The sequence below is a fragment of the Hamadaea flava genome, from assembly GCF_024172085.1.
In the GTDB taxonomy this organism is placed as follows: Bacteria; Actinomycetota; Actinomycetes; order Mycobacteriales; family Micromonosporaceae; genus Hamadaea; species Hamadaea flava.
In genome coordinates this window covers 7985750-8004539 of sequence record NZ_JAMZDZ010000001.1, presented here as the reverse complement: position 1 = coordinate 8004539, position 18790 = coordinate 7985750, and the positions used below count along the sequence as shown (strand labels likewise).

Here is an 18790-nt window from a genome sequence, read left to right as displayed (position 1 = left end):
TCCAGCCGAGATGAGCGGTCAGTCGCCCAGAGTTCAGGGCCGGAGCCCTGGCCTGGGCGACTTACTCGACCGAGATGACCGATTCACGGGTCGACGAGCCCGGAATCCGGCGAAATGAACCTAGGCTGGAACTGTGCCCGAGATAAGCGGGAAGAGCTACCGCCGGCGGCTGATCACCGCCGCGGTGGTCGTCGCGCTGATCGCCGTGGCAGCCTTCCCGCTCGCTACGCAATCGGAGCGAAGCGGGATGTACCTCGTATTCTCGTGGCTGGCCGTCGTGCCCACGGTCTACGGCCTACGGCACAGCCCGGCCAACCTCCGCACCCAATGGTGGTTGATCTTCTCCGCGATCCTGCTCAGCGCCGTCAACAACACGTTGCACCTCTGGCTGCCCAACCGCGGCGTCGTCGATGTGGTGGCCAGCATGCTGCTGCTCACCGCCGCGGCCGGGCTGGTCATCAAACGTGGGGGCAACGACTACAGCGGCCTGATCGACGCCAGCCTGGCCGCCATCTCGCTAGGCGGCCTGCTGTGGGTCGTCGTGCTGCAACCCCGGATGGACGCCAACGGGCTGACCTCGGGAGAGGCGATCGCCCTCGGCGTGATCGTGCTCGTGCTGTGCGGGACCTGGGGTGCGCTCATCCGGCTGGTCGAGACCGACCAGGACCGTACGCGTGCGCTGCGCCTGTTCCTGGCGGCGCTGACCTTCAACCTCGCCGGATTCGTCCTGACCGGCTGGGGCGGCGCCCCGGCCCGGGTCATCGGGGTGATGTCGTTCATGGTCGCCTACATCGCGCTGTCCGTCGTCGGATTCGACCCCTCGATGCGCCGGCTCGCCCGGCCCGGCCCGCCCCGGGACGAACGCCTGAGTTCGCTGCGCCTGGTGTTGCTGGGCCTGGCGCTCAGCATCCCGGCGATCGTCAACGGCTTCCTGCTCCTGACGGGTGCACGGGCCGACGCGACGGTCAGCGTGCTCGTCGGCGTCGTCATGGTGCCGCTCGTCATGCTGCGCATCGGCCTGCTGGCCAAGAGCCGGGATCGGCTCGCAGAGGCGTTGGCCGTGGAGGCCGATCATGATCCGCTGACCGGCCTGCTCAACCGGCGGGCGTTCACCGAGGCGCTCGACCGGGAACTCGCGTCGCCCCGCGATTGCACGCTGATCTTCTGCGATCTGGACGACTTCAAGGAGGTCAACGACCGGTACGGGCACGCCGCCGGGGACCGGGTGCTCGTCGAGATCGCCGGCCGGCTCCGCCGCAGCGTACGCGCGGGCGACCACGTCGGCCGGTTCGGCGGCGACGAGTTCCTCGCACTGCTGAGCGACTGCGGCGCCGACCGCGCGGGCGCCCTGGTCGAGCGCGTGCGATCGGCTCTCGCCCGCCCGTTCGAGGAGTCCCTGGACGGCGTGACCGTCGGCGCCAGCCTCGGCGCGGTCGTCAGCGAGGCGGCCACCCGGGACGGGACCGAGATCGACGACCTGATCCGGGTCGCCGACGAGGCGATGTACGCGCAGAAGCAGATCGTCGCGATCGACGGCGCAGCCGGGCGTGGCTCGACCGTCCCACCCCGGTCGCTGTCCCATCGCGGCCCCAAGGCGCTGCGACCGGAACCGGACGGCGACCGCCGCAATACGTGAGCGGCCGCGGCCTACCGACTCAGCAGAACCGTCTCCAGCGTTGTGCGTACCCAGGCTTCGCAATCGTCGAAGCTGAGCCCGTGATCGGTCGTGAGCTGCGTGTAGACGTCGATGGAGGTGAGGACCGAGACGGTCGCGACGGCCTGGTCCACGCCCAGCGCGAGCGCGCCGACGGCAGCCAGCCGTTCAACGGTGAGTCGCACGCCGGCGACGTGCCGTGCGTTGCCCGCGGCGTAGGCCGCGGCCAGGTCCGGGTCCACCGCGGAGGCCGACCGTACGCCGGCAAGGATGTCGCGGCAGCGCTCGTTGAGCTGGCGCGTGATGCGGGCCTGGAAGCCGACGATCTCGCGGGCGTCGGTCGCCTGGGCGGCCTGCCGGGCCAGCTCGGGGATGCCGGCGATGGAGTCGATCTCGTCGAGCATCGCGGTGATGAGCTGGGCCTTCTGGCCCACGCTGCTGTAGATCGTCTGCACCGAGACGCCGGCCCGGGCGGCGATGTCGGCGACCGATGTCCGCGCGTAGCCGCGCTCGGTGAACAGCTGCGTCGCGGCCAGGATGATGTCACGCCGAGTCTGGGCCGCCTGCATCTGTCGCCTATTGGGCTTGGCCGTCTCTTGTTCCATCCGCCCTCTTGACTTTAATGTTATTCCAGTGAGTTTAACGTCGTTCTAGTGAAGGAGTCGCGTTGTCCACACTGGCCTCCACCAGCAGGTTAGTCCCGCGTCTGCCGGCGACGGCGGTCGCCGTCGTCGCCACGGTAGCCGCATTCCTCCTCGGCCGAGTCCTCTGGCCCGACCCGCCCGGCTCGATGACACCGCCGGGCTCCCTCCTGCCCGCATTCCTCCTGCTCAGCGCGATCGAATCAGTCGCGTTCGGACTCGGCATCGCGTTCCTCGTGTTCGGCCCGACCCTGCTTCGCCGCTTGGGCGGCGGCTCGCGGCTCACCTGGGCGGCGTACGGCGCGATCGCGTTCATGCTGCTCAGCTGGTGGCCGCACGACAACATGCACCGCGTGCTGTCCCACCACGACTTCGGCGGCCTCGCCCGCATCGAGTACCTGTTCCATCTGCCGCTCATGGTCGCGGCCGCGATCACCGCCACGTTCTTCCTGCGTACCCTGGGCGGCCGCGATGCCGACGCCTGAAGAGACGATCCGCGGCCTCTACCGCGACATGTTCGAGACCGGCGACACCAGCCGCGCGGCGGAGATCGTCACCGCCGGCTGCGTCGACCACGCCGCCCCGCCGAACTCCGGGCCACCCGGTCCCGACCAACTCGCGGGGGTCGTCAAGTTCCTGCACTCGGTGCTCACCGGGATCAGCTACACCATCGACGACGTGGTCACGCAGGGCGATCGGGTCGCGTACCGGGCCACGCTCCGGGCGACCCAGACCGGTGCGCTGTTCGGCTTTCCGCCCACCGGCCGCGCCTTCGAGATGAGCCAGATCCATTTCGTACGCCTGGAGAACGGTCGTATCGCCGAGCATTGGGCCTGTCGCGACGATCTCGGGGCACTACGGCAGCTGGGCCATCTCGGCTGAGCCCGCGGGCACATCGCTGCGGACGCCGACCTGGCAGAGCTGCTCGCCCGCGAGCATGACCGAGTGGATCGTGCGGTAGCCGTCCCGGGGTTCCCGGCTGATCAGGAAGGTCGGATGGTTGTCGCCGACCGGGGTGAGGCCGGGCAACTCCTTCTCGATCAGCGTGTTCCAGCCGACGAGGTCCTGAAAGGACGGCTCGATGACCGGGTAGTCGGCGTGGTGCCGGCGCAGCCAGCTTGCTGCCTCCGACGAACACGATCCCCAGTACTCGCCTTCGAAGGAGTGGTGCGCCTTGGCGTACCCGCCGACGACCGGGCTGAAGTAGGCGTACTCATAGGGATAGATTCGAGCGCCCGCCACCACGACCTCGGCCTGGCCGACGATCGCGAGTCCGACGAGCGTGGCGGCCAGGACCCGCCGGCCGGATCCGGCAGCGGCCCGGACCGCCGCGAGCAGTACGCCGGTGGCGATGAGGATCAGGCCCGGGACGAGGTAGAGGAACTGGCGCAACGAGTTGTAAAGCGTCGGGCGCAAGGCGATCAGCAAGATCAACGGCACCGCCACGTACGCCGCGAGCACCAGGTAACGCCCGTCGGACGGACCGCGCCGCCACCACACCGCGCCCGCCGACGCCAGCACGAGCAGCACCACCGGCAACGGCGAGCCGACGACCAGCCACACAGGCGCGTAGTGCCACGGTGCCTGCGGTGCCGGAACCATCGCGCCCAGGTACAGAATCTCGTGATTCCACTGGTACTTCGACATCGCCGCGACCGCGTCCATCGCCCCGGCGATGGGCCGCACGAGCACGTAAGGCCAGGTGAGCGACATGGCGAGGTAGCACGTCGACACGATCAGCAGCAGCGAACCGACCTGCTTCGACAGTTCCGCCCGAATCGCGGCCGCCCCGGCTGGCCGGCGTCGGAGCCAGAACGCGGCGATCAGCACCGCCAGGACCGCGAACCAGGCGAGCGCGTTGACGCGGATCGCCGCGGCGAACCCGATCGCCGCGCCGAGGGTGGCGTCCTGCAGCAGCTCGAACCGCCGCTGGTCCTGCTGCCATCGGCGGACCGTCCGCAGGACCAGCCACAGCACGACGGTCATCGCGACCGTGAACGGGATGTCCTTGGAGTTGTTGAAGATCGAGCCGGTGTAGCGCGGATACAGGGCCAGCCCGGCTGCCGCGAGGAACGCACCCCACGGCCCGGCGACCTCGCGGCCGCACAACGCGATCGCCAGGATGCCCAGCAACCCGGTCACGCCGCCGAGCACCGACCGGGTCTGCCACTGCTCCCCGGTCAGCTTCTGCGCCGCCGCGACGATCAGCTCGTACGCCGGCCCGTGCTGGGGCATGTACAGCTCCGGCGCCATCTCCAGGAACGACCTGTCCTTGCCGCCGCTGAGATAGAAGGCCAGCGTCCGCTGGCCGTAGTCGTCCTGCATCCACTCGTCGAAGGCTCGGCCGTGCACCGCGTGCTGTGTCACCACGAACACGGTCAGCAGTGTGAACAGCAGCGCCAATAACACATATGGCACCTGGGCATACCGCCTGGCAGCCATCCCCGTCGATATCGTCACCTTCACTGTCTACGTTATAAGGTGATTGTCAGGAAGCTTTGTCTCAACTCCTAGTATGGCGGCGACACCTGGAACGTCGTTGCGTCGCGATGTGCAATGTGGTCAGGTGCTCACCAGGCGGTCGTGCAGTGCCGTCACTGCCGCCAGCTTGCGAGCGCGAGGTGGGACAGCGGCGAGTACTGCTTTGGCGGTGATGTTGACGCTCTCGAAGCGCACGGTCGCGTCGGTGCCGTCGAGTACTCCGGTAGCGCACGCGACGCCCTCGCGAATGTCGCCGTCGATGACCAGGCACCGCGCGCGGTGCAGCTGGATCCGGGCCTGGTCGCGGGGCATCTCGGTGCCGTAGAGACGCAATGCGTGAGCTTGGGCGGCATAGGCGGCTGCGGTGTCGCCGAGAGCTGTGTACACATGGGACTCCGCGTACCGCAGCCGCGCCTCCGGCCAGCCGAACAACGATTCCCGATCGTCGGCGACCACGCTGGGGATCTGCTCGCTCAGCTCGACCAGCCGCCGCACCGTCGTCGCGGCCGCAGGGTCGCCTACGTCGGCTTGGGCATGGGCAAGCGCGCTCAGCAGTGCGCAGGACGCGCCGTCCGGAGCCGTGTGCTGGCCGAGCCGTTCTCGAGCCAGGCTGAGGCCCTCGCCCGGCCGCCGCCCGATATAGGGCCCATTGGCCGCCGCCCACGAGCGCACCCACGCCTGCGCGGGCGGGTCCTCGGATTGGTCGACGGCGTCGAGGGCGGTTTGCCACCAGCGGCGGGCTTGGCGGCGCACGCCGAGATTCGACCACGCGTATGCGGTGATGCCGGCCAGATATCCTGCGGAGCGCAGCAGTCCGCGCCGCTCGGCACCGCCACTGTCGGAGATGTGATTCTCCAGCACCGCGGCGTCGGCGAGCAGGTCACGCAACAGCTCAGCGGGCGGGGCCAGATAGTGGCTGGCGCCGTAATCAGTGGCGGCCTGCTGCCACCACTCGGCACGGGAGCGGCGACTGACCGCCTCGTGCAGACCCGCACGCACCGTCTCGGCGGCGGCCAGCGCTGGAATAGCCGCGAGCAGACCGGCATCGGCATCAGACCGCAGCTCTGGCGTATTGCCGGGGTGCATGACGTCACGGTCCGCCTCCAGCAGGTGGCCCTTGTCTGCCAGCGCACGCCGATACGCCTCTACCACGGGCGCAGTGGCCGTCCGATCGCCTCTTTCCACATTAGAGAGGTGACTGTAGGAGATTCCGGTGCGACGGGCCATGCCCCGCATCGATATCCCCGCCTTCGCCCGCGCGGCGCGCAGTCCCTGCCCGCTGATGAACATGCCATCCTCACCTACCCGAACGCTTCGGTTGAATACGGCTGGATGCCTGGCGCTTTGGAGTCGTCCCCGTGAACAGCCGGCCGAGCGGTGCCGGCCTTGGTGTTGTCGATGCTCGCCAGCGGCGAGACAACGTTGTCATCTTCACGGAAGTGTCGACCAGATTTCGTGAGGCTGTCAAGAAGGCAAGGTCCACAAGGGGATACGGCGACCCGGTGCTGTCGGCATGCACGGTCAATCCATCGGGCTGCCCGATGCCGGACGGCCCGATGGATCGACTGCCTCCCCAGAAAACGATCGCCGGTGATGCTAGGGGAAGCGGGCGCATTATTCGAAGGCTTCAGTTGAACAGCGCGCAATGGGAGTTCTGGGCGTCGATTCGGTCGGGCAGGCCGAAGAGCGGGGGAAGCGCCGCCGCCGGACGCACCGCCGCCGGACGCATCGCCGCCTGGACGCACCGCCGCTGGGCGCGGCTGGTAGAACGTGATGATCGCCGAGTTCGGCCGACTGACCGCTGAAGGGATCCCGGATGAGAGTCGCCCTGCACACGAGGGTTCGTGCCGATCGGATCGCGGAGTACGAGGCCGCCCACCAGGAGGTGCCGCCGGAGCTGGTGGCGGCGATCCGGGACAGTGGCGCCCGCGAGTGGACGATCTGGCGCAGCGGAACCGATCTGTTCCACCTGATCGAGGTCGACGACTACGCGGCGATGATCGACCGGCTGGCCGCGCTGCCGGTCAACATCGCCTGGCAGGCTCGGATGGCCGAGCTGCTCGATGTGGCGCACGACTACTCGTCGGACGCCGCCGAGGCGGCGCTGCCGGTCGTCTGGCAGCTCTGACGCTCAGCTCCACCGACGACACCCGCTATCCCGCGGCCACGGTACGCAGCCGCTCGAGTTCCGCATCAGTGCCGATGGCGGCCCGCCCGTCGGGATGGTCGACGTAGTGGCGAATCGCGTACGCCAGGAACGTTGGCTCGACGTCGACGGACAACGGGACCTGATAGCGGGTGTAGCGCACCGGACCGGCGACGTAGAGCCAGATCTGGCGGGCCCGCTTGGCCGGCGGCAGTGGACCGCCCGGCGCCAGCAGGGTCCAGGGGATCGTCGACTGGCTCCGCAACCGCTGGATCAGTACGCCGTCCGGGCCCAGCTCGACCCGAGGCCGAGTCAGGAACGGCAGTGCGACGCCGACGACGACCAGCGCTGCCACCAGCGTCGCCGCGACCAGGAACAGCGGTAGCGGGTCGGTGTTCAGCCGCATCGCGTACTGGTTCGGCACGCGCCTGGCCGGGACCATTCCGCCGGCGAAGTAGAGCAGCAGAATCGACCACAGGCCGAAGAGGATCGGGTTCGACCTCGCCACGAACCGGCTGTCGCGAACGAGAAACGTCGCCGGCAGCCGCCAGTGTCGCCAGGTCAGCACCGCGTAGCCGCCCGCCGGCACGACCGCGGCAACCAGCATCCCCAGACCGTACAAGCCGTATTCGGCCGCGAAGCCGAGACCGGCGGAGTCGCCCATGCGCCAGGTGAGCGGCTGCCACCAGAAGGCGACCACGACCCGGAGGGCGAACGCCAGCAGCCCAAGGCCGACAGCGGCGAAGCGGAGCCTGTCGCGCGACATGCTCGCAGTGTAGGGAGCGGTGTCCTCAGGGAATGGCGTCGTAATCCGCCCGGGCGGCCAGCACGTCGTCCATATGGGTCTCGGCCCAGATCTTGACCGCGCGCACCACCGGCATCAGGCTCTCCCCCAACGCCGACAGCTCGTAGTCGACGCGGACCGGCACGGCGGCGGTCACCGTCCGAGTCAGCAGGCCGTCACGTTCGAGCGAGCGCAGGCTCTGGGTCAGCATCTTCTGGCTGACCCCGGCGATCTGCCGGGACAGGTCGCTGTATCGCATCGGCCCGTCGGCCAGCGCGGCGAGGATCAGGCAGACCCACTTGTCGCTCAGCGAGTCAAGCAGCTGCCGGGTCGGGCACAGCGCGAGGAACGCGTTGTACTCGAATTTCGCCTGCTCACGGCGTCCCGCGGCGGTCGTCGTCGGCATCAGCGCTCACCTTTCGGTCTGCTACGCACTTCTAGGTGCCTTCTTTCCGATGGAGAGTACCTCTCCTACGGTTGGCAGCACCACCGGGAAACCACCAGGAACCACGATGAAGGAGAGAATCCGATGCGTGCAGTGACCGTCACCAGTCCGCAGGGCCTCGACTCGATCGAGATCGCCGAGCTGCCCGTCCCCCAGCCCGGGCCCGGCCAGCTGCGGGTCCGCGTACGCGCGAGCGCCGTCCATCCCGCCGACCTGGCCGCGGCGAACGGCGCGTTCGCGCACCTCACCCCGCCCGGCGTACAGCGTGTCCTCGGCTGGGACCTCGCCGGGACCGTCGAGGCCGTCGGCTCCGGCGTCCAGCGCTTCCAGCCCGGGGACGAGGTCGTCGGGCTCACCTTCTGGCTGGCTGCTGGGGCAGGCGTACAGGCCGAGGTCGCGCTGGTCGACGAGGCGTCCGCCGTCCACGCTCCGGTCGGCGTCGACCCGGCACTCGCGGCGACGTTGCCGCTCAACGCGCTGACGGCTGCGGACGCGCTCGATCTGGCCGCGCTGCCGAGCGGCGCGACACTCGCGGTGTTCGGCGCGGCGGGCGCGGTCGGCGGGTTCGCGATCCAGCTCGCGGCCGCCCGAGGTCTGCGGGTCCTGGGGGTCGCGTCCGCTCAGGACGAGCAACTGGTACGCGATTACGGCGCGACCTGGTTCGTCGACCGGTCGACGCAGCCGGCCGCGCGGATTCGCGACCTGGTCGGCGCGGGCGTCGACGGGGTCTACGACCCGGCCCTGGCCGGAGCGGAAGCCCTGGCGGCCGTACGCGACGGCGGGGTGTACGTCAACGGCTACCCGGTCGCCCCCGAATCGCAGCGAGGCATCCGCACCGAAGGCGTCCAGGTCGCCGCCGACGGCGTACGCCTGGCCGAGCTGGTCGAGCTCGTCGAGTCGGGCCGGCTGCGGCTGCGGCTCGCCGACACGTATCCGCTCGCTGAGGCGGCGACGGCGTACAAGCGGCTGGCCGAAGGCGGCGTACGCGGCGGCGTCGTGCTCCTGCCCTGAGCGTTTCGGGGCAGGTCGGGCCGGGTAGCTGCATCGCAGGACACCGGCGAAGGAGGTCCCGATGCGACCCGGCTCGATGCCCGACGACGAACCCTTCCGGGAACAGACCCCGGAGGAGTTCGCCGACGAGGAGGAGCGGCCCTTCGAGCGCAAGCTCCGCGAGGACCGCGAGCGTGAGCAGCGCAAGGCGCCCGACGACGACGAATCGGCCGAGCGGCCCTGACTGTCTAATGTGGGCAGCCATCCCTAGGATGGCCGCCATGACTGCTGACAAGTATCAATCTGATCGCCGCCGGGTCGTCGGCGCGGCCTTCGCCGGGATCGCCTCCGGTGTCGGCCTGGCCGTCGGCACGGCGGCGACCGGACCGTCCCCGGCCAGCGCCGGGGTGGGCACCGGCTCCCGGCCGCTGCGCATCACGGTCGCCGCCGCCGACGCACCCGCGTACATCAAGGCGGACGCCAACTACGTCTGCACCGGGACCGACGATCAGATCGCCATCAACGCGGCCATCGCCGAAGCGGCGACCGGGCCGATCGCCGGCAGCTCGGAACGGGCGCTCAACGCGGTCGAGTTGTCCGGCGGCCAGTTCTACTGTTCCGGCGCGGTCCTGCTGCGCTCGGGCGTCGACGTCATGGGCGCCGGCATGTACGCCTCCGTCCTGCGAGCCGTCGGCATCACCACCGCGACGGGCGCCGGGACCCGGGTCGGCCTGGTCAAACTGTTCGACCTGAACACCCACGGCTGCGGGCTGCACGGCTTCACCCTGGAGGGCGGCGGGACCGGCGGCGGGACCTGCGACGCGCTCGTGTACTGCAACGACGGATCGGCCAATCCCACCGGCTACCCGTACACCTCCCCGGACCCGGACTGTTACGCGTACAACCTGTTCATCCGGGGTTTTCGCACCGCGGGCGTCGGCGGCGCGGGCCGCAACGGCCTGTACGCGGAGACCGACATGCGCGGCACATTCTTCCACAGCTGCAACGTCCGTGACTGCTCCGGCGACGGCGTGGTGCTCAACGGAACCCCGGACTCGCACGTCGACCGGATCCACATCGGCGGCATCGACGGCTACGGCGTCAACGTGTCCTCGGGCAACAACAAGGTGACCAACTGCAAGGCGTACTACTGCAACATCGCCGGGATGCGCCTCGCGGGCGGCCGTGGCACGTTCACCTGCCTGGAGGTCCAGGACTCGGTCGTCGGATTCGACATCTCCGGGACCCCCGCCGTCGTCGCGGGCCTGACCGCCGACACCTGCCGCGAAGACGGCGTCATCATCCAGGGCACCGGGCTGTCCCTCGACGGCTTCCAGGTCTTCTGGCGGTCCGGCGGCCGGTACACGTCCCAGCTTCGCGGGGTGACCTTCACCGGCTCGCCGGCCGAGGTGACGGCGATCGGCCGGGTCGCGACGAACGGGATCACGACCAAGGTCTCGGGCGCTCCGGGCGCGAACTCGTTCGTCCGCGTCGCCGGCGGCGCCCTGTACGCGGTGGGCTGACACCGGGCCCGTCCGCGAGACGGCCGATCGTCTCGCGGACGGGCGTGACGCTCAGTTCGGCGCGGTCGGCAGCCGTCGCTTGAAGGAATCGCCGCGGATGCTCATCTCGCGTACTCATGCCGTTTCCGCAGCTCCGGCGGGGCGTCGGGCGTACCTTCGAGGAGTGACGACCGACGACGTCAAGATCGCCCCGATGGGACTGGAACACCTGCGACAGGTACGCGACCTCGGCCGCCAGGTATACGACGTGACCGTCAAGCCCTACACGTCGTGGTCACTGACCTCGATCGCGGAACACCTCGACACCGCCGAGGGCGCCTGCTGGGTGGCGCTGGCGGACGAGCGGGTCGTCGGGTTCGTCCTCGGCTCGATGACCTTCGAGCTGCGCGACGACTGGGCGTACCTGGAGTGGATCGCGGTCGCACCGGACCAGCAGGGCAAGGGCGTCGCCCGCCGGCTCGTCGAGGTGTGCTGCAACGCCCTGTTCGCCGCCGGGGCGACCCGGGTCGTGACCGACGTCGAGGACACCAACCGCGCGTCGGCCGCGCTCATGGAACGCAGCGGGTTCACCCCCGCGACCACGGTCACCCTGTTCACCCGCGCGAACCCGGCGGCCCCCGACGAACCGGCTGGAGTCGCGCCCGCCGCGGGCAGCCGCCGCGCGCTGATCCGCTCCGGCCGCCTCGTCGGCGACAAACGCTCCTCCTAGGCCGCCACGTCGGCCCACCGCCCCGTCGCAAGATCGGCGGCTGCCGACGATCAGCGCCGTTTTAGCGCCAAGATCGGCGGCTGCCGACGATCATCCCCGCGCGAACGCGCTAAACGGCGGCGGCTTCGCGGCGGGCGCGTTGGGCGACGGGGTCGGCGATCGGGGCCGCGGCCAGCAGCCGCTGCGTGTACGGGTCGGCCGGCGAGCCCAGCACGACAGCGGTCGGGCCGGTCTCGACGACTTTTCCACGGTGCATGACCGCGACGCGATCGGCGAGCTGGTCGACCACGGCGAGGTCGTGGCTGACGAACAGGCAGGCGAACCCGAGGTCTCGTTGCAGCTCGCGCAGCAGGAGCAGGATGCGGGCCTGGACGGAGACGTCGAGCGCGCTGGTCGGCTCGTCCGCGATGAGCAGCGCCGGGTCCAGCGCGATCGCCCGGGCGATCGCGACCCGCTGCCGCTGACCGCCGGACAGCTCGTGCGGATACCGGTCGCGCACGGTGCGTACCAGCTGGACCGCGTCGAGCAGCTCGTCCACCTTGGATGTCAGCGCGTCGCCGCGGAACTCGCTGTGTAGCAGCAACGGTTCGGCGATGCTGCCGGCCACTGTGCGGCGCGGGTTGAGCGACGACGCCGGGTCCTGGAAGACGATGCCGAGGCGGGACCGCACCTCGCGCAGGCGTCTCGGGTTGCCGCGTGCGGCGGCGACGTCGGTCCCGGCGACGGTGAGGCTGCCCGCACCGACCGGCACCAGCCCGGCGACGGCCCGGCCGATGGTGGTCTTGCCCGAGCCGGATTCCCCCACCAGGCCCAGGATCTCGCCCGCCGCGATGTCCAGGCTCACTCCGTCGACCGCTGTCACGCGACGGCCGTGGCGTCCGGCGTACTCGATGGAGACGTCCCGGAGCTGGACCACCGGCGATCCGGTCGGGACGCCGGGGCTGTCCTGAGTGGATCGTCGCGGGACCGCGGCGAGCAACGCCTGGGTGTACTCGTGCTCAGGCTGCGCGAACAGCTGCTCGACCGGCGCCTGCTCGACCACCTGGCCGTCGCGCAGCACCACCACCTCGTCGGCGAGGTCCGCGACCACGCCCATGTCGTGAGTGATCAGCAGGATCGCGGTGTCCAGCCGCGCTCGCAGGTCACGCAGCAGGTCCAGGATCCCGGCCTGCACGGTCACGTCCAGCGCCGTCGTGGGTTCGTCCGCGATGAGGACCGCTGGGTCGCAGCTCACCGCCATGGCGATCACGGCCCGCTGGAGCTGGCCGCCCGACAACTCGTGCGGATACGCGCGGGCGATGCGCGCCGGGTCCGGCAACCCCACCAGATCAAGCAATTCTTGTACGCGCAGAGCAGCGGCCTGCTTGCCCACGTCGCGATGGGCGCGGACCGCTTCGGCCAGCTGATCCCCGACGGTGAACATCGGGTTGAGCGCGCTCATCGGCTCCTGGAAGACGGTGCCGATGCGGCCGCCGCGCACCGCCCGGAGCGTCTTGCGGTCGGCGCCGACGAGTTCCCGCCCATCCAGTTGAATGCTTCCGGTCACCGTGGCGGTCCCGGGCAGCAGGCCGAGCGCGGCCAGGGCGGTGGCGCTCTTGCCTGAGCCGGACTCGCCGACCAGGGCGAGGACCCGCCCGCGGCGCAGCCCGAAGGCCACCCCGCGGACGGCGTCCACCGTACGCCCGTCGACGTCGAACGAGATGTGAAGGTCGTCGACGGTCAGCACGTCCTCGTTCACTTGCTCAGCGACACCTTCAGATAGTTCGGGTACGCCGGGAACGCCGCCACCTGGAAGTTCTGCACCGCCGAACCGTGCAGGAACGAGTTCTTGGTGTAGATCAGGGGGACGATCGGGGCGTCGGTCAGGATGCGCTTGTCGGCCTGCTGCCACAGCGCCTGTGCCTTGGCCGGGTCGACCTCGGCGCGGGCCTGCTCGATGAGGGCGTCGACCTCGGCGTTGGAGTACCGCGAGAGGTTGAAGCCCCCGCCGCCGATCTCGCTGGAGGCGAACAGCGGCTGGATGTTGGCGTTGGCGCTGGGGTAGTCCGGCTGCCAGCTGGACAGGGTCAGGTCGTAGTCGCCCTTGTCGTTGGTGACCGCGTCGAACCACGAGTCGCTGTCGAGCGGCTTGATGGTCAGCTCGACGCCGATCCGGGCCAGGCCCTGCTGGATCGCCTGGGCGCGGGCCAGGTCATCCGAGTCGTTCTGCACGACGAAGGTCAGCTTCAGGTTGCTCTGGCCGGCCTCGGCCAGCAGCGCCTTGGCCTTGTCCACGTCACCGGACGGGTCGGCGGTCGGGTACAGGTTGTACTCGACGCGCCCGGCGATGCCCGGCGTGATCAGCGTCGAGGCGTAGTCGCCGCCGAGTGTGCCACCCGCCGCGACCAGGTACGCCTTCTTGTCCACGGCGTAGTTGAGGGCCTGGCGCACCTTGGGGTCCTTGAGCGGGCCCCGGGTGGTGTTGATCGCCAGGTACGCCAGCGCGCCGGGGTCGGAGGTGACCAGCCGCTGCTTGGCCGCCGCGTTGGCCTGGATCTGCGCCAGCTGGGCGGGCGGCACGAAGCTCGCGCCGAACGCGTTCTTGTCGGCGCCGGAGTCGGCGATCAGCCGCTGCGCGGCGACCGTGGCCTCCTGGCCGAGCTGGAACGTGATCGTGTCCGGCCCACCCGTACGCACCGGGTCGGACGAGGCTTCCCAGTAGGTGTTGCGCTTGAGTTTCAGCGCGGTCCCCTGCTGGTACGAGTCGACCTGGTAGGGGCCGGATGCGACCGGGTTCTTGCCGTAGTTCGCGACGTCGTCCTTGGCCTTCGGCACCGGCGCGAACGCCGGCATCGACACGATCCAGGGCCAGTCGCCGAACGGCTTGGTCAGCTTGAACACGATCGTCTGCGCGTCGGGCACCTCGATCGAGTCCAGCTCCTTGCCGGTGTACGGGCCCTTGTACTCGGCCCCGCCGACGAGCAGCGTCTTGTGGTAGCCGAGGCCGCCGGACAGTTCCGGCGCGAACGACCGCTCCACGCCGTACTTCACGTCGGCGGCGGTGATGGCGGTGCCGTCGGCGTACTTGAGGTTGGGCTTGAGCTTGAAGGTCCAGGTCTTGCCGCCGTCGCTGGGCGTACCGGCGTCCTGCGCCAGGTCGCCGACGACCTTGCCCTCCTGACCCGGCTTGATGTCCCAGGTGGTCAAGCGGCGGAAGATCAGGCCCAGCGTGGTGATCGCCAGGTTCTGGCTCTTGGCCGGGTCGAGGGTCACGGAGCTGGACGAGGTGAGGATGGCCAGGTCGCCGCCCTGTTGAGTACCGGTGCTCGCGGTGTTCGTGCCGGATCCCGAGTTGGCGTTGCACGCCGTCAGGGCCAGCGCCGCCACCACCGCCAGCGCGGCGGTGATCGTCGTGCGTCTCATCGACTTACCTTTCTGTGTTCCGAGGGGTTGATCACAGGGAAATCCGGGGGTCGAGGACGCTGTAGAGCACGTCCACGACGAAGTTGGCGACGATGATGAGCACCGCGCTGAACAGGGTCACGCCGACCAGCAGCGGCAGGTCGACGTTGCCGACCGCGTCCATGAGCAGCGCGCCGAGACCTTGGAGGCTGAAGACCCGTTCGGTGATGACCGCCCCGCCGAGCAGGCCGCCGAGGTCCATCCCGAACACGGTCACCACCGGCACCAGCACGTTGCGGAGCGCGTGGCGGCCGATGACCCGGCGTTCGCTCAGGCCCTTGGCGCGGGCGGTGCGGATGTAGTCCTCGCCGAGCACCTCGAGCATCTGGCCGCGGGTCAGCCGGGCGTAGATGGCGGCCGACACGAAGGCCAGTACGCACCACGGCAGGATCAGGTGCCAGGCCCATTGCACCGGGTTCTCCGCGAACGGCACGTAGCCGCCGACGGGAACCATGTCGAGGGTGAAGCCGAACAGCAGGATGCCGAGCAGCCCCACCAGATAGGTCGGCGCCGACACCCCCGTGATCGAGAAGGTCATCACCGCCCGGTCGACCGCGCTGCCGCGGCGTACGGCCGAGACGACGCCCGACCCGACACCGAGGAACAGCCACAGCACGGCCGCCCCGATCGCCAGCGAGAAGGTCACCCCCAGGTGGGTGGTGATCAGCGTGGTCACCGGCTCGTCCAGCCGGAACGAGTAACCGAAGCAGGGCGCGGCGCATCGCACGACGGCCTGGCCGCTGCCGAACTCGCGCCCGGCGAAGATGCCGGTCAGGAAGTCGAGGTACTGCCGCCACCAGGGCGCGTCGTAGCCCATGAAGGCGCGGGCGTCGGCCAGCCGTTCCGGGGTGCACGGCTTGCCGCAGGACAGCTGAGCCGGGTCGGCCGGCAGCAGATAGAACACGGCATAGGTGAGGAGGCTGACGATCAGCAGTACGCCGATCATGCTCAGCAGGCGGCCGCCCGCGAACCGCAGGATTCTCATCTCTTCACCCCAGGGGACTTGGGGTCGAGGGCGTCGCGCAGCCCGTCGCCCAGCAGGTTGAACGCGAGCGTGGTGACGAACAGGGCCGCGCCCGGGAAGACGAGGAACATCGGATCGGTCTGCACCCACGCGATCGCGTCGCCGATCGACCGGCCCCAGGCCGGGGTGGGCGGCGGCACGCCGACCCCGAGGAAGGAAAGGGCTGCCTCGGCGCCGATCATGCCGGGGATCAGCATGGTCGCGTACACGATGATCGTCGCGGCCAGGTTGGGCAGGACCTGACGCCTCAGCACGTGGCCAGAGCCGGCGCCGAGCGATACCGACGCGACGACGAACGTGCGCTGCTTGAGCGCGAGCGTCTGGCCGCGCACCACGCGGGCGATGCCGGGCCAGCCGAACAGCCCGATCACCCCCACGACCAGCAGTTGCTTCGGGAAGTGCACCGGCGCGATCGCGCCGAGGGCGATCATCAGGATCAGCGTGGGGAAGCCGAACAGCACGTCGATCGCGCGTCCGGTGATCCGGTCGTACCAGCCGCCGAAGAATCCGGAGGTGACCCCGACCAGCACGCCGAGGAAGACCGACAGCACCGTCGCGGCAAGTCCGACCAGGATCGAGGTACGCGCGCCGTAGACCGTGATCGCGAAAAGGTCCCGTCCGGTCAGCGGCTCGACGCCGAACCAGTGCTCGGCGCTGATCCCGCCGCCGAAGCCGATCGGGACGCCCGAGTCGTCCAGGGCGTCCAGGTGATACGTGTACGGGTCCTGTCCGGACAGTCCGGCAAGCAGCGGCGCGGCCAGCGCGATCAGCAGCAGCGCGGCGACGGTGACGCCGCCGGCGACGGCCCAGCGGTCGGTCGTGATCCGCCGCCAGCGGGCTCTGCGCTCGGGAAGTACTGCGACGGCGGTCATCTCTTCCTTCCAGCGGGCAGGGACGACTATTCGTCCATTTACGACAGATCGCCAAGGCGGCCCGGAGATCGTATGAAGATCACGTACGCCTTGCCTATGGCCGCGGGCACAAAGAGACCCACAACACACATCGGTTTAGTAGGGAATATATCTCGACTAATCCTATAGGCGAACTATAGTATCCCTCGCATGAGCGAGTCCCCCACCCCCTCCGCCGAAACCTCCCCCGAGGTCGCCCAGGCCACGCGCCTGGCATTCAGCGAAGACTGGGCCGCCACTGTCGTCGGCCTGGTGCTGCTCGTCCTCGTCCTGACCGGAGTCGTCACGCAAGGGCTGGTGCCGTGATGACGACGGTCTCCGACACCCCCGCCGCACCGCCGGCCGAACGCACCGCCACCCCGGCGACCTGGGCCTGGACGGCCCTCGGCGTGGCCGTCGTCCTGGTCCTGGCCTGGGCCACCCGCTGGCTCGACCATCACCTTCCGCTGGAGACCAAGGGCACCAGCTACGCCAAGTACGTCGGCGCGATCGAATACCCCGTGTACGCCATCGCGCTCGGCCTGCTCGGCAACGTCATCCTCACCGTCACCGGCCTACGCGACCGGCTCTCCGGCGCGTTCCGGACCGAGTTCTTCATCAAGACCGGCCTGGTGCTGCTCGGTGCGTCGATCAACATCAGCCTGATCTGGAAGGCGGCCGGCCCAGCGATCGTCCAGGCGCTCGTCCTGATCACCGGCGTCTTCCTGTTCACCTGGTGGATCGGCGGGCTGTTCAAGTTGGACAGCAAGCTGCGGGCGCTGCTCGCCTCGGCGGTGTCGATCTGCGGCGTCAGCGCGGCGATCGCGGCGGCCGGCGCGGTGCGAGCCCGCAAGGAGCAACTGGCGTACGCCGCGAGCCTGGTCATCGCGTTCGCCTTGCCGTCGATCTTCATCCTGCCCTGGCTGGCCGACACGTTCGGGCTCTCCGACGCGGTGGCCGGCGCCTGGATCGGCGGCAACATCGACACCACCGCCGCGGTCACCGCGGCCGGGGCGCTGGCCGGCGACGACGCGCTGAAGATCGCCACCATCGTCAAGACGACGCAGAACGCGCTCATCGGCGTCGTCGCGGTCGCGCTGTCGGCGTACTTCGCGTTCAAGGTGGAGCGCGATCCGAACGCTCAGCGCCCCGGCTTGAAGACGCTCTGGGACCGGTTCCCGAAGTTCGTGCTGGGCTTCATCGTCGCGTCCGGCGTCGGCACCTGGTACGCCAACGCGGTCTCGGCCGCCGACGCGAAGACCACCATCGGCGTGGTCAACGACTGGCGAGTCTGGTTCCTGGTGCTGGCCTTCGTCAGCATCGGCCTCGAGTTCCGGATCGGCGCGCTGAAGGAGGCCGGCTGGCGGCCGGTCGCCGTCTTCGCCAGCGCGACGGTCGCCAACCTCGGCCTCGGTCTGGCCCTGGCGAGCCTGCTGTTCGCCGGTTTCACCGTCACCTAGCGACTGGTCGTCACCTAGCGGCCGGCCACCGGGTCGTCGCGCAGCCGGGAGTGCACGTGCATGTCGTGCCACCCGTCCGCGTGGCGGCCCGCTCCCCGCGAGGTGCCTTCCAGGGCGAATCCCAGCTTGCCCGCCACCCGGCAGGACGCCGCGTTGGCCGTCGAGTGCGACAGCTGCAACCGATGCAGGCCGGCCGCACCGAAACACCAGTCGACCATCGCCTCGGTCGCCGCGATCGCCACACCCTTGCCCCGCGCCTCCGGGCGGACCCAGTAGGACACGTGGGCGTGCCCCTCGAAGAGGTCCACCTGCCGCAGCCCGACCTGGCCGAGCGGCACGTCGTCCGGGCCGGTGACCGCCCAGCTCGCGGCGCGCTCGGCCGTCCAGTACCGAGACCAGCTCTCGATCCAGTCGAGTGCCTCTTCCCCGGTCATCGTGCGTACGTGCCAGCGTTGGATGCCTGGATCGGCGTACGCCGCGACGACTGCATCTACATCGGACTCCCGCCAGGGGCGTAGCACCAGATCCCCGGTACGCAGCACCGGCTGGGCCTGATCGCGCAGAATCCCCTCGGGCCGGGCGGCGGTCGCAAGCAGTGGCAC

General features: G+C 69.8%; 20 protein-coding genes. 10 read left to right on the top strand and 10 right to left on the bottom strand.

The window, feature by feature from the left end; genetic code table 11:
• Positions 1 to 133 precede the first annotated feature (133 nt).
• A complete protein-coding gene (locus HDA40_RS42355) occupies positions 134 to 1636 on the top strand; it encodes a GGDEF domain-containing protein (RefSeq protein WP_253762595.1) in 1503 nt (500 codons plus the stop codon).
• A gap of 11 nt (positions 1637 to 1647) precedes the next feature.
• Here the strand turns inward: HDA40_RS42355 and HDA40_RS37365 are convergent, their stop codons facing one another.
• A complete protein-coding gene (locus HDA40_RS37365) occupies positions 1648 to 2259 on the bottom strand; it encodes a TetR/AcrR family transcriptional regulator (protein WP_253762594.1) in 612 nt (203 codons plus the stop codon).
• Between the two features lie 62 nt (positions 2260 to 2321).
• On the opposite strand from HDA40_RS37365, the gene HDA40_RS37360 reads away from it, so the two are divergent.
• Together HDA40_RS37360 and HDA40_RS37355 are read left to right on the top strand one after the other, a co-directional pair.
• The gene (locus HDA40_RS37360; RefSeq protein ID WP_253762593.1) at positions 2322 to 2780 is read left to right on the top strand and encodes a hypothetical protein; all 459 of its coding nucleotides are present in this window, start codon (positions 2322 to 2324) and stop codon (positions 2778 to 2780) included.
• Positions 2767 to 3177, top strand: a complete 411-nt coding sequence (locus HDA40_RS37355; RefSeq protein ID WP_253762592.1) for an ester cyclase — start codon at positions 2767 to 2769, stop codon at positions 3175 to 3177. The genes HDA40_RS37360 and HDA40_RS37355 overlap by 14 nt, the downstream gene beginning before the upstream one ends.
• On the opposite strand, the gene HDA40_RS37350 is transcribed toward HDA40_RS37355, so the two are convergent.
• The gene (locus HDA40_RS37350) at positions 3151 to 4704 is read right to left on the bottom strand and encodes a glycosyltransferase family 39 protein (protein ID WP_253762591.1); all 1554 of its coding nucleotides are present in this window, start codon (positions 4702 to 4704) and stop codon (positions 3151 to 3153) included. The genes HDA40_RS37355 and HDA40_RS37350 overlap by 27 nt on opposite strands.
• A gap of 153 nt (positions 4705 to 4857) precedes the next feature.
• On the bottom strand, positions 4858 to 6066 hold the full coding sequence (locus HDA40_RS37345) for a helix-turn-helix domain-containing protein (RefSeq protein WP_275978392.1): 1209 nt from the start codon (positions 6064 to 6066) through the stop codon (positions 4858 to 4860).
• A gap of 526 nt (positions 6067 to 6592) precedes the next feature.
• On the opposite strand from HDA40_RS37345, the gene HDA40_RS37340 reads away from it, so the two are divergent.
• Positions 6593 to 6904 (top strand): L-rhamnose mutarotase, encoded by a 312-nt coding sequence (locus HDA40_RS37340; RefSeq protein WP_253762589.1) that lies wholly within the window; start codon positions 6593 to 6595, stop codon positions 6902 to 6904.
• Between the two features lie 25 nt (positions 6905 to 6929).
• On the opposite strand, the gene HDA40_RS37335 is transcribed toward HDA40_RS37340, so the two are convergent.
• Together HDA40_RS37335 and HDA40_RS37330 are read right to left on the bottom strand one after the other, a co-directional pair.
• Positions 6930 to 7688, bottom strand: coding sequence for a hypothetical protein (locus HDA40_RS37335; RefSeq protein WP_253762588.1), 759 nt, complete (start codon positions 7686 to 7688; stop codon positions 6930 to 6932).
• A 25-nt stretch (positions 7689 to 7713) separates the two neighbouring features.
• The gene (locus HDA40_RS37330; protein WP_253762587.1) at positions 7714 to 8112 is read right to left on the bottom strand and encodes a winged helix-turn-helix transcriptional regulator; all 399 of its coding nucleotides are present in this window, start codon (positions 8110 to 8112) and stop codon (positions 7714 to 7716) included.
• 123 nt (positions 8113 to 8235) lie between these two features.
• Here HDA40_RS37330 and HDA40_RS37325 point away from each other — a divergent pair, with 123 nt between their 5' ends.
• From HDA40_RS37325 to HDA40_RS37310, 4 genes are all read left to right on the top strand, one after another.
• Positions 8236 to 9162, top strand: coding sequence for an NADP-dependent oxidoreductase (locus HDA40_RS37325; protein ID WP_253762586.1), 927 nt, complete (start codon positions 8236 to 8238; stop codon positions 9160 to 9162).
• A gap of 61 nt (positions 9163 to 9223) precedes the next feature.
• The gene (locus tag HDA40_RS37320) at positions 9224 to 9385 is read left to right on the top strand and encodes a hypothetical protein (protein ID WP_253762585.1); all 162 of its coding nucleotides are present in this window, start codon (positions 9224 to 9226) and stop codon (positions 9383 to 9385) included.
• Between the two features lie 37 nt (positions 9386 to 9422).
• The gene (locus HDA40_RS37315) at positions 9423 to 10664 is read left to right on the top strand and encodes a right-handed parallel beta-helix repeat-containing protein (protein WP_253762584.1); all 1242 of its coding nucleotides are present in this window, start codon (positions 9423 to 9425) and stop codon (positions 10662 to 10664) included.
• Between the two features lie 163 nt (positions 10665 to 10827).
• Entirely contained in the window at positions 10828 to 11373 is a 546-nt protein-coding gene (locus HDA40_RS37310) for a GNAT family N-acetyltransferase (RefSeq protein ID WP_253762583.1), read from the top strand.
• A 109-nt stretch (positions 11374 to 11482) separates the two neighbouring features.
• On the opposite strand, the gene HDA40_RS37305 is transcribed toward HDA40_RS37310, so the two are convergent.
• Genes HDA40_RS37305 through HDA40_RS37290 form a run of 4 tightly spaced genes read right to left on the bottom strand, consistent with a single transcriptional unit; the run spans position 11483 to position 16710 of the window.
• Positions 11483 to 13111: a dipeptide ABC transporter ATP-binding protein gene (locus tag HDA40_RS37305; protein ID WP_253762582.1), complete on the bottom strand. Its 1629-nt coding sequence runs from the start codon at positions 13109 to 13111 to the stop codon at positions 11483 to 11485.
• Positions 13108 to 14775: an ABC transporter substrate-binding protein gene (locus HDA40_RS37300; protein ID WP_253762581.1), complete on the bottom strand. Its 1668-nt coding sequence runs from the start codon at positions 14773 to 14775 to the stop codon at positions 13108 to 13110. Before HDA40_RS37300 ends, HDA40_RS37305 begins: the two co-directional genes overlap by 4 nt.
• 31 nt (positions 14776 to 14806) lie before the next feature.
• Complete coding sequence (locus HDA40_RS37295) at positions 14807 to 15799, bottom strand: ABC transporter permease (RefSeq protein ID WP_253762580.1); 993 nt, start codon at positions 15797 to 15799, stop codon at positions 14807 to 14809.
• A complete protein-coding gene (locus tag HDA40_RS37290) occupies positions 15796 to 16710 on the bottom strand; it encodes an ABC transporter permease (RefSeq protein ID WP_253762579.1) in 915 nt (304 codons plus the stop codon). The genes HDA40_RS37295 and HDA40_RS37290 overlap by 4 nt, the downstream gene beginning before the upstream one ends.
• Before the next feature lie 189 nt (positions 16711 to 16899).
• On the opposite strand from HDA40_RS37290, the gene HDA40_RS37285 reads away from it, so the two are divergent.
• Entirely contained in the window at positions 16900 to 17055 is a 156-nt protein-coding gene (locus HDA40_RS37285) for a hypothetical protein (protein WP_253762578.1), read from the top strand.
• On the top strand, positions 17055 to 18188 hold the full coding sequence (locus HDA40_RS37280; RefSeq protein WP_253763941.1) for a YeiH family protein: 1134 nt from the start codon (positions 17055 to 17057) through the stop codon (positions 18186 to 18188). Before HDA40_RS37285 ends, HDA40_RS37280 begins: the two co-directional genes overlap by 1 nt.
• A gap of 14 nt (positions 18189 to 18202) precedes the next feature.
• On the opposite strand, the gene HDA40_RS37275 is transcribed toward HDA40_RS37280, so the two are convergent.
• Positions 18203 to 18790 carry a GNAT family N-acetyltransferase gene (locus HDA40_RS37275; RefSeq protein ID WP_253762577.1) on the bottom strand — a complete coding sequence of 196 codons (588 nt, stop codon included), beginning with the start codon at positions 18788 to 18790 and terminating at the stop codon, positions 18203 to 18205.

What these genes read in the sequence shown, in the direction of transcription:
- HDA40_RS37340 (WP_253762589.1), top strand. Translation starts at nt 6,593, where the DNA reads ATGAGAGTCGCCCTGCACACGAGGGTTCGTGCCGATCGGATCGCGGAG.
- HDA40_RS37355 (WP_253762592.1), top strand. Translation starts at nt 2,767, where the DNA reads ATGCCGACGCCTGAAGAGACGATCCGCGGCCTCTACCGCGACATGTTC.
- HDA40_RS37290 (WP_253762579.1), bottom strand. Translation starts at nt 16,710, where the DNA reads ATGACCGCCGTCGCAGTACTTCCCGAGCGCAGAGCCCGCTGGCGGCGG.
- HDA40_RS37315 (WP_253762584.1), top strand. Translation starts at nt 9,423, where the DNA reads ATGACTGCTGACAAGTATCAATCTGATCGCCGCCGGGTCGTCGGCGCG.
- HDA40_RS37285 (WP_253762578.1), top strand. Translation starts at nt 16,900, where the DNA reads ATGAGCGAGTCCCCCACCCCCTCCGCCGAAACCTCCCCCGAGGTCGCC.
- HDA40_RS37335 (WP_253762588.1), bottom strand. Translation starts at nt 7,688, where the DNA reads ATGTCGCGCGACAGGCTCCGCTTCGCCGCTGTCGGCCTTGGGCTGCTG.
- HDA40_RS37345 (WP_275978392.1), bottom strand. Translation starts at nt 6,066, where the DNA reads ATGTTCATCAGCGGGCAGGGACTGCGCGCCGCGCGGGCGAAGGCGGGG.
- HDA40_RS37295 (WP_253762580.1), bottom strand. Translation starts at nt 15,799, where the DNA reads ATGAGAATCCTGCGGTTCGCGGGCGGCCGCCTGCTGAGCATGATCGGC.
- HDA40_RS37365 (WP_253762594.1), bottom strand. Translation starts at nt 2,259, where the DNA reads ATGGAACAAGAGACGGCCAAGCCCAATAGGCGACAGATGCAGGCGGCC.
- HDA40_RS37330 (WP_253762587.1), bottom strand. Translation starts at nt 8,112, where the DNA reads ATGCCGACGACGACCGCCGCGGGACGCCGTGAGCAGGCGAAATTCGAG.
- HDA40_RS37320 (WP_253762585.1), top strand. Translation starts at nt 9,224, where the DNA reads ATGCGACCCGGCTCGATGCCCGACGACGAACCCTTCCGGGAACAGACC.
- HDA40_RS37280 (WP_253763941.1), top strand. Translation starts at nt 17,055, where the DNA reads ATGACGACGGTCTCCGACACCCCCGCCGCACCGCCGGCCGAACGCACC.
- HDA40_RS37300 (WP_253762581.1), bottom strand. Translation starts at nt 14,775, where the DNA reads ATGAGACGCACGACGATCACCGCCGCGCTGGCGGTGGTGGCGGCGCTG.
- HDA40_RS37325 (WP_253762586.1), top strand. Translation starts at nt 8,236, where the DNA reads ATGCGTGCAGTGACCGTCACCAGTCCGCAGGGCCTCGACTCGATCGAG.